The 659-nt window shown below is 38.2% G+C and carries 1 pseudogene; it reads left to right on the forward strand.

Annotated features, from left to right (window positions below):
• Nucleotides 1–659 (forward strand): annotated as a pseudogene (locus tag WA340_RS15275) (LamG-like jellyroll fold domain-containing protein); the annotation flags it as partial.

Genomic DNA, 659 nt, shown 5'->3' on the forward strand with positions numbered 1-659 from the left:
TGCAGATTGGCAACACGTACGTAGTACCGGTTCTTTACTTCCTGGGGAAGGATTTACTATGAAAGGTGTGGCTAACACTTCTGGCAATGTGACTTTAGAACAAAATTACACCTATCAAGGTAAACCTAATAATGGTGATATTACTTTAACTATTACTGCTAATAATGAATATTTAGTTGGTAACCCTTATGCTTCTGCTATTGATGCTCATCAGTTTATAATGGACAATGCACCTACTATTGATGCAGCTGGTGCGACTACCGGTACATTATACTTCTGGGAACATTGGGGCGGAGGATCTCATCTTCTAGCAGAATACCAAGGTGGTTACGCTACCTATAATTTATCTGGTGCTACTCCTGCTGCTTCTTATGGAACAAATGACCCTATGGTTGCTACTGGTGGTACGCCTTCTAAATTACCTGGTCGTTATATTCCGGTTGGACAAGGATTCTTCGTTAAAAGTGAAGCTACTGGTACTATCAGATTTACTAATGCGCAACGTGTTTTTGAAAAAGAAGGCAGCTCTTCTTCTACTTTTGTTAGAATTGCTAATACTAACGAAAGCGCGTCTACATACAATATTGATAACCGTTTAAAAATTAGACTTGGTATTAATACTGTTAATGGTATACATAGACAACTATTAGTTACTCAAG

This window comes from Mesoflavibacter sp. CH_XMU1422-2 (assembly GCF_037029245.1).
GTDB lineage: Bacteria > Bacteroidota > Bacteroidia > Flavobacteriales > Flavobacteriaceae > Mesoflavibacter > Mesoflavibacter zeaxanthinifaciens.